Source organism: Litorisediminicola beolgyonensis, from assembly GCF_042679605.1.
Taxonomy (GTDB): Bacteria; Pseudomonadota; Alphaproteobacteria; order Rhodobacterales; family Rhodobacteraceae; genus Litorisediminicola; species Litorisediminicola beolgyonensis.
Genome location: NZ_JBHTMU010000072.1, coordinates 1 through 6,496, shown reverse-complemented (window position 1 = coordinate 6,496; position 6,496 = coordinate 1). Strand labels below are relative to the sequence as shown.

General features: G+C 67.4%; 8 protein-coding genes and 1 pseudogene. 4 read left to right on the top strand and 5 right to left on the bottom strand.

Annotated features, from left to right (window positions below):
* A pseudogene (locus tag ACFQ4E_RS20255) lies at positions 1-429 on the bottom strand (hypothetical protein); the annotation flags it as partial.
* Between the two features lie 91 nt (positions 430-520).
* Here ACFQ4E_RS20255 and ACFQ4E_RS20250 point away from each other — a divergent pair.
* The 4 genes from ACFQ4E_RS20250 (at position 521) to ACFQ4E_RS20235 (ending at position 3,849) form a co-directional block, all read left to right on the top strand.
* Complete coding sequence (locus tag ACFQ4E_RS20250) at positions 521-979, top strand: peroxiredoxin (protein ID WP_386806352.1); 459 nt, start codon at positions 521-523, stop codon at positions 977-979.
* A gap of 75 nt (positions 980-1,054) precedes the next feature.
* Positions 1,055-1,861, top strand: coding sequence for a ferritin-like domain-containing protein (locus ACFQ4E_RS20245; RefSeq protein ID WP_386806351.1), 807 nt, complete (start codon positions 1,055-1,057; stop codon positions 1,859-1,861).
* A 202-nt stretch (positions 1,862-2,063) separates the two neighbouring features.
* Positions 2,064-3,374 carry a DUF5930 domain-containing protein gene (locus tag ACFQ4E_RS20240; protein WP_386806350.1) on the top strand — a complete coding sequence of 437 codons (1,311 nt, stop codon included), beginning with the start codon at positions 2,064-2,066 and terminating at the stop codon, positions 3,372-3,374.
* Positions 3,364-3,849, top strand: coding sequence for a bactofilin family protein (locus ACFQ4E_RS20235; protein WP_386806349.1), 486 nt, complete (start codon positions 3,364-3,366; stop codon positions 3,847-3,849). The genes ACFQ4E_RS20240 and ACFQ4E_RS20235 overlap by 11 nt, the downstream gene beginning before the upstream one ends.
* A 249-nt stretch (positions 3,850-4,098) precedes the next feature.
* On the opposite strand, the gene ACFQ4E_RS20230 is transcribed toward ACFQ4E_RS20235, so the two are convergent.
* From ACFQ4E_RS20230 to ACFQ4E_RS20215, 4 genes are all read right to left on the bottom strand, one after another.
* The gene (locus ACFQ4E_RS20230; protein ID WP_386806348.1) at positions 4,099-4,683 is read right to left on the bottom strand and encodes an HNH endonuclease; all 585 of its coding nucleotides are present in this window, start codon (positions 4,681-4,683) and stop codon (positions 4,099-4,101) included.
* Positions 4,684-4,847: 164 nt separating this feature from the next.
* Positions 4,848-5,513: an alpha/beta hydrolase gene (locus ACFQ4E_RS20225; protein WP_386806347.1), complete on the bottom strand. Its 666-nt coding sequence runs from the start codon at positions 5,511-5,513 to the stop codon at positions 4,848-4,850.
* Positions 5,510-6,157 carry a DNA-3-methyladenine glycosylase family protein gene (locus tag ACFQ4E_RS20220; RefSeq protein ID WP_386806346.1) on the bottom strand — a complete coding sequence of 216 codons (648 nt, stop codon included), beginning with the start codon at positions 6,155-6,157 and terminating at the stop codon, positions 5,510-5,512. The genes ACFQ4E_RS20225 and ACFQ4E_RS20220 overlap by 4 nt, the downstream gene beginning before the upstream one ends.
* On the bottom strand, positions 6,124-6,496 hold a 373-nt coding region (locus ACFQ4E_RS20215; RefSeq protein ID WP_386806345.1), incomplete at its 5' end, for a precorrin-6A/cobalt-precorrin-6A reductase. The genes ACFQ4E_RS20215 and ACFQ4E_RS20220, both read right to left, overlap by 34 nt.

Below are 6,496 nucleotides of genomic sequence, written 5' to 3'. Positions count from 1 at the left end.
GCCCACGGGCGCGAAGCCCAGCGAAAGCCGACCCTCGGCGTCGCGGTCGAGCGTCAGGACCGCGCCCGAGAGCGCCAGGTCGCGCAGCTCGACCCGCCCTCCGAGAAGCGCGGTCGCGTCGAGCCGCGCGGTGGCGCCCGCGAGCGAGACAAGCTCGCGGCCCTCGGCGCTTGCCAGCCGCAGCCCGTCGAGCCGCACCCGAAGGACACCGTCGCGCCCGAGAAAGAGCTCCATCCCCTGGCTGTCGAGATCAAGACCCGGCAGCCGCGCCTCGACCGCCGCTTCCAGCCGGTCACGCGCCCAGTCCGGGAGCGGTAGCGGCCGCTCGATCGCCATCGCGGCGAGCGCCACCAACAGCACCGGCAGCGCCACGAGGAGCGCCCAGAGCCGCCTGCGCGGTTTTCGGGAAGGGTCGGCTTGTGCCGTCACTGGAAGCCCGGCCTCATCGGGTTATCGTTGCGCGTGAGACTACCCCGAAATGCCGCCCGGACCAGCCCGGGCCCGATAAAAGGACCGTCACATGATTGCCGTAGGCGACACCGCCCCCGACTTCACCCTGCCCGCCACCGGCGGCGACACCGTTACCCTGTCGAAGATCGACAGGCCGGTCGTCCTGTTCTTCTACCCGCGCGATGACACCTCGGGCTGCACCAAGGAGAACGAGGATTTCACCCGCCTCCTGCCCGAGTTCGAAGCCGCGGGCGTCGCGGTCTACGGGCTGTCCAAGGACAGCATCGCCAGCCACGACAAGTTCATGGCCAAGAAGAACCTCGGCGTGCCGCTCCTCTCCGACGAGGACAGCGACACCTGCGAAAACTACGGCGTCTGGTCGGAAAAGAAGATGTACGGCAAGACCTTCATGGGCATCACCCGCGCCACGTTTCTGATCGGCGCGGATGGCACGGTGCTCGAGACCTGGCCCAAGGTGAAGGTGCCCGGTCATGCCGAGGCGGTGCTGGAGCGCGTGCGCGCCCTGTGACCGCGATGGCGCGCGTGGGCGGCGGGGCTCTGCCGCCCCTCGCCTCCGCGCGCCCCTCGCGGTAGAGATCGCCGCATGATGAGCCTCTGCGAGATGGCGGTCGACGTGCTGAGAACAGCCGATGGCCGCGAGAAAACCCGTAAATCCCGCGACTACGCCCGCTCCTGGACCGAGGCGCGCGCCGCGGGCACGCCGCTTGAGATCGGCGCGGCCGAGCCTCCGCTCGATCCCGCGCGCCCGGAGCGCCCCGAGCTTCTCGATCCGCGCGACGTGCCCAAGCGCAAGCCCGGCAGCCCCCAGGGCCGCATCGCGCTTTTGCACGCGGTCGCCCATATCGAGTTGAACGCCGTCGACCTGCATTGGGACATCATCCCGCGCTTCGCCCATGTCCCGATGCCCTTGGGCTTCTACGACGACTGGGTGAAGGCCGCGGACGAGGAATCCAAGCATTTCAACCTTATGTGCGACTGCCTCGAAGAGGCAGGCAGCTTTTACGGCGCGCTTCCGGCCCATTCGGGCATGTGGCGCGCGGCGCGCGATACCGCGGACGACCTGATGGGACGGCTCGCGGTGGTGCCGATGGTTCTCGAGGCGCGCGGGCTCGACGTGACCCCGGGCATGATCGACGTCTTCCGCAAGGCCGGGGCCACCAGCGCCGTCGCCGCGCTCGAGACGATCTATGCCGAAGAGGTCGGCCATGTCGCCTATGGCTCGAAATGGTTTCACTTCCTCTGCGGACGCGACGGGGCCGATCCCGAGCCCACCTTCCACGCGCTTGTCCGCCGCTATTTCCCGGGTCGCCTGAAGCCGCCTTTCAATGCCGAAAAGCGCGCCGAGGCCGGTCTGCACCCCGATTTCTACTGGCCGCTCGTAGAGGGCTGATACCCGTTCGGATGTGAAACCTGCCCCGGAACCGCCTGACATCGGCGGATTTTCGCCGGAACCCGGCGATCCGGCGCCCAAACCGGGCCTCTGCGGGCAAATTTGTTGCGATCGTCACGCGGCTTGTCTAACTCCGGTTCCCAAGGAGCCGGTTGGGGACGCCAGAGCTCCGTTTGTTGGGACGGGAACGAGGGATGAACCTGTGAGAACGCGCTTCGCGATCAAGACCCACGCGTTTTTGGAGAAGTATTTTCCGGAACGCCGACTTTTCCTTCGATCCGAGAGCGACACACGCTTCATCCGCCTCAAACCCGAAACGCAGGCCATCGCCTTTTTCACCGGCTCCGCGGTCATAGGCTGGTCGATCATCGCCACCGCCGTCCTCTTGATGGACACGATCGGTGCCGGAAGCTTCCGCGACCAGGCGCTTCGCGACCAGATCACCTACCAGCAACGCCTGAACGATCTCTCCGCCGAGCGTGACCTCCGCACCCAGGAGGCGCTCGCGGCCCAGGAACGCTTCTCGACCGCGCTCGAGCAGGTCTCCTCGATGCAGTCCGAACTGCTCGAGAGCGAGACCCGCCGCCGTGAGCTCGAGACCGCGCTCGACGTGGTCCAGTCCACCCTCGGCACCACGATGAAGGAGCGCGAGACCTTCCGCGACCAGTTCGCGGCGCTGCGCGAGCAGATTGAGGCCGGCGAGACCCCGGGCGCCGACACGGCCGCCGCCGACAGCACGCTCACCTTCCTTTCCGACGCGCTCGCCAAGACCGCCGCCGAGCGCGACCAGGTCGTCGCCGACGCGCAGGACGCCCTGATCCGCGCCGACGAGATGGAAACCGAAATCCGGCTGATGGAAGAGAAGAACGACCTGATCTTCCGCCAGCTCGAAGAGGCCATGACCGTCTCGGTCGAGCCGCTCGACAAGATGTTCGAAGCCGCGGGCATGAACCCCGAGAGCCTGCTGGACAAGGTCCGTCGCGGCTATTCCGGCCAGGGTGGCCCGCTCACGCCGCTCTCCTTCTCGACCAAGGGCGAGGATCTCGGTCCCGATGCGCGCCGCGCCAACACCATCCTCAAGCAAATGGACCGGCTGAACCTTTACCGGATCGCCGCCCAGAAGGCGCCTTTCGCCAGCCCGCTCAAGGATCCGTTCCGCTTCACCTCGGGCTTCGGCTACCGTTGGGGCCGTCTCCACGCCGGCACCGATTTTGCCGCGCCGCATGGCACGCCGATCTACTCGACCGCCGATGGCGTCGTGATCCACGCAGGCTGGCAGTCCGGCTACGGTCGTCTGATCAAGATCCAGCACGAGTTCGGCATCGAAACCCGCTACGCGCATCTCTCCAGAATCCGCGTGAACGTCGGTCAAAGGGTCTCGCGCGGGGATCGCATCGGTGATATGGGAAACACCGGACGGTCGACCGGCACGCACCTCCACTACGAGGTCCGTGTTGGCGGTGAAGCCGTGAACCCCATGACCTACATCAAGGCTGCGAACGATGTTTTCTAAGAGCAAGATCAACGATCCGGCGCCCAAGCCCGACGACGCAAAACCGGCCGCGCCCGAGACGCCCCGCCCCGCCGCGCAGTCCGATTTCAAACCGACCGCACCCAAGGCCAAGCCTGCCGCATCGGTTCTGTCCAGCGATCTGCACATCACCGGCAATCTCAAGACCACCGGCGACATCCAAGTCGAAGGCACCGTCGAGGGCGACATCCGCGCCCATCTCCTGACCGTCGGCGAGAGCGCCACGATCAAGGGTGAAGTGGTCGCCGACGACGTCGTCGTGAACGGTCGCATCGTCGGACGCGTGCGCGGCCTCAAGGTGCGCCTGACCGCCACCGCGCGTGTCGAGGGCGACATCATTCACAAGACGATCGCGATCGAATCCGGCGCCCATTTCGAAGGCTCGGTCCAGCGCCAGGACGATCCGCTCTCCGGCAAGAGCAAGACCGCGCCCCAGCAGGGCGGCGGCCAGGGCTAAGACCTCCCCGGTCTTTCGACAGCATTTCTGAACCCGTCGCAGTCGCGGCGGGTTTTGCTTTTGCGATCTTCGACGAGAGCCGCGGAGAGCACGGATAACGATTTTGGCCTGCATGCGCGGTCGAGCCACGTTGGTCCGCGACGTTCCAACGAAAGTCCGCAAAAGCGGCGCGCCGAAAAAGCCAAAGCGCGGGCAGCCTTCAGGCCTCGCGCTGATAGGCGTCGCGCAGTCTTGTGCGCGAGGACCGCTTTAGGCCTCGAGCTCCGCATCCCAGTAGAGGAAGTCGATCCAGCTGTCGTGCAAGTGGTTCGGCGGGAATTTCCGGCCCATGTTGCGGAGCTCCTCCGCGCCCGGCTGGCGGGGTGGTCTGCGGAGCGCGAAGCCGACCTGCTTCAGGGACTTGGAGCCCTTCTTGAGGTTGCAGGGCGCACAGGCCGCGACCACGTTCTCCCACGATGTGATGCCGCCCGCGGCGCGGGGCACGACATGGTCGAAAGTCAGTTCGCGCTTGGTGCCGCAATACTGGCAGCGGAATTCGTCCCTGAGGAACAGGTTGAAGCGCGTGAACGCCACCCGTTTCAACGGCTTGACGTAATCCTTGAGCACCACGACCGACGGGATTTTGAGGCTCATCGACGGGCTTCTGACCACCTCGTCATATTCCGCGATGATATCGACCCGATCGAGGAACGCGGCCTTCACCGCATCCTGCCAAGGCCAGAGGCTCAAAGGATAGTAGGAGAGCGGACGGTAGTCCGCGTTGAGCACGAGCGCCGGGTGCTGCCTGAGCGCCCCCGGCTCGCGCACGAAACTGGTTCTGAAATCGCAATCCATCTGGGACTCGTTCCCCGCCCTGTCTGCCCGAAACCAAGCACCAGAGCGGGACATCCCGCCCCAGCTACCACCACTATATATCGGGGGCGCAACCTGACAACCCCCGCCATATGGCGCGGTCAGGTCCGGGATACGGTCTGCACATGACGTAGGCGTGACGCGGGTCAGAGACCGCACTTGTCGCGCATGAAGGCGAGCGCCACCGAGAGCCCGTCCGGCGCGATCCCATGCGCGGTGCCCTTCATGACATGCGCATAGACTTCCTTCCATCCGGCCTTCTGCAGCGCCTCGGCGGCCTCGGGCAGCGATTGCGGCGGCACCACGTCGTCCATGTCGCCATGGACCAAGAGCACCGGAGGACGGCTCACCGCCTGGTCCTCGAGCAATTCCGGCTGCAGGAGACGCCCGGAGAACGCGACGATCCCGGCAACCTCGTCCTCGCGCCGGGGCGCGACATGCAGGCTCATCATCGTGCCCTGGCTGAAGCCGAAGAGCACGACCTGCTCGGGCAGCACATCCTCGTCCACCATCAGCGCATCGAGAAAGGCGTTGAGGTCGTCGGCGGCTTTCAGGAGCCCGGCCTCGGCCTCTTCCTGGCTCGATCCGTCGATCCAGGGGATCGGGAACCACTGGAAGCCGAAGGGCGCACCGGCGCAGGCCTCGGGCGCATCGGGCGCGACGAAGAGCGTGTCGGGCAGATGCTCGCCCAGGGGATCGGCGAGGCCCAGGAGATCGGCGCCATTGGCGCCGTAGCCGTGCAGGAACACCACCACCGACCGCGTCTCGCCCGAGAGCGGTTCCTTCCGTCCTGCTTGCAATACGCGCGTCATGCGATGCCCTCCCTGTCCTTGGCCACGTGGTAGTAGGCCCAGAGCGCGCGCGCCGCAACCGCGCGCCAGGGCGACCAGGCCTCGGCCATCGCGCGCAGCGCCTTTTCGCGCGGTCGCTCGGGCAAGTCGAACAAAAGACGGGCAGATTCCTGCAAGGCGAGATCGCCCGGCGCAAAGACATCGGCGCGCCCGAGCGAGAACATCGCGTAGATCTCGGCGGTCCAGACGCCGATGCCGGTGACGCAGGTCAGCGTCTCGACCACCCGGGACGTGGGCGCGGTGCGAAGCGCGGCGTAGTCGATTTGCGCCTCGGCCAGCGCGCGGGCATAGCGCGCCTTCTGGCGCGAGAGACCGACGGCGCGGAGGTCCTCCTCGGTCACGGCGCGGATCGCGTCTTCGGTGACGAAGCCCGCCTCTTCCAGCCGGGCGCGTATGGCGCGCGCCGAGGCGACCGAGACCTGCTGGCTGACGATGGCGTTCAGAAGCTGGCCGAACCCGTCGGGCGAGCGGCGCAGCGACAGCGGGCCGGTGGCGTCGAGCGCATGCGCGAAGCGCGGCTCGGCGCGCGCCAGCCACTCGGCGCCTTCGGCGACGCAGGCCGGGGTTTCGATCAGACGTCCGACAGGGTCAGCAGGGTCAGCCATCGCAGCGCCTCCTCAACGGTTTCGACACGCGGCCCTTCGGGGCGGCGCGGGCGGTCGACCATCGCCACCGGCAGCCCCATGCGCCGCGCGGCCTCGAGCTTGGGCCAGCTTCCGGGGCCTCCGGCATTGCGCAGGACCAGCCAGTCGATGCCGAGGCGACGGAAGAGCCGCTCTTCGCCGCGCGCATCGAACGGCCCGGCCCCCGGCACTGGCCGGACGCGCGAGAGCGCGGGCTTGCGGCGCGGCGTCTCCATCATGCGCAGATGGATCGGCCCGCGCAGTCCGCGAAACTCCGGCAGCGACGCGCGCCCCACGGCGAGAAAGGCGCGCGCTCCGGGC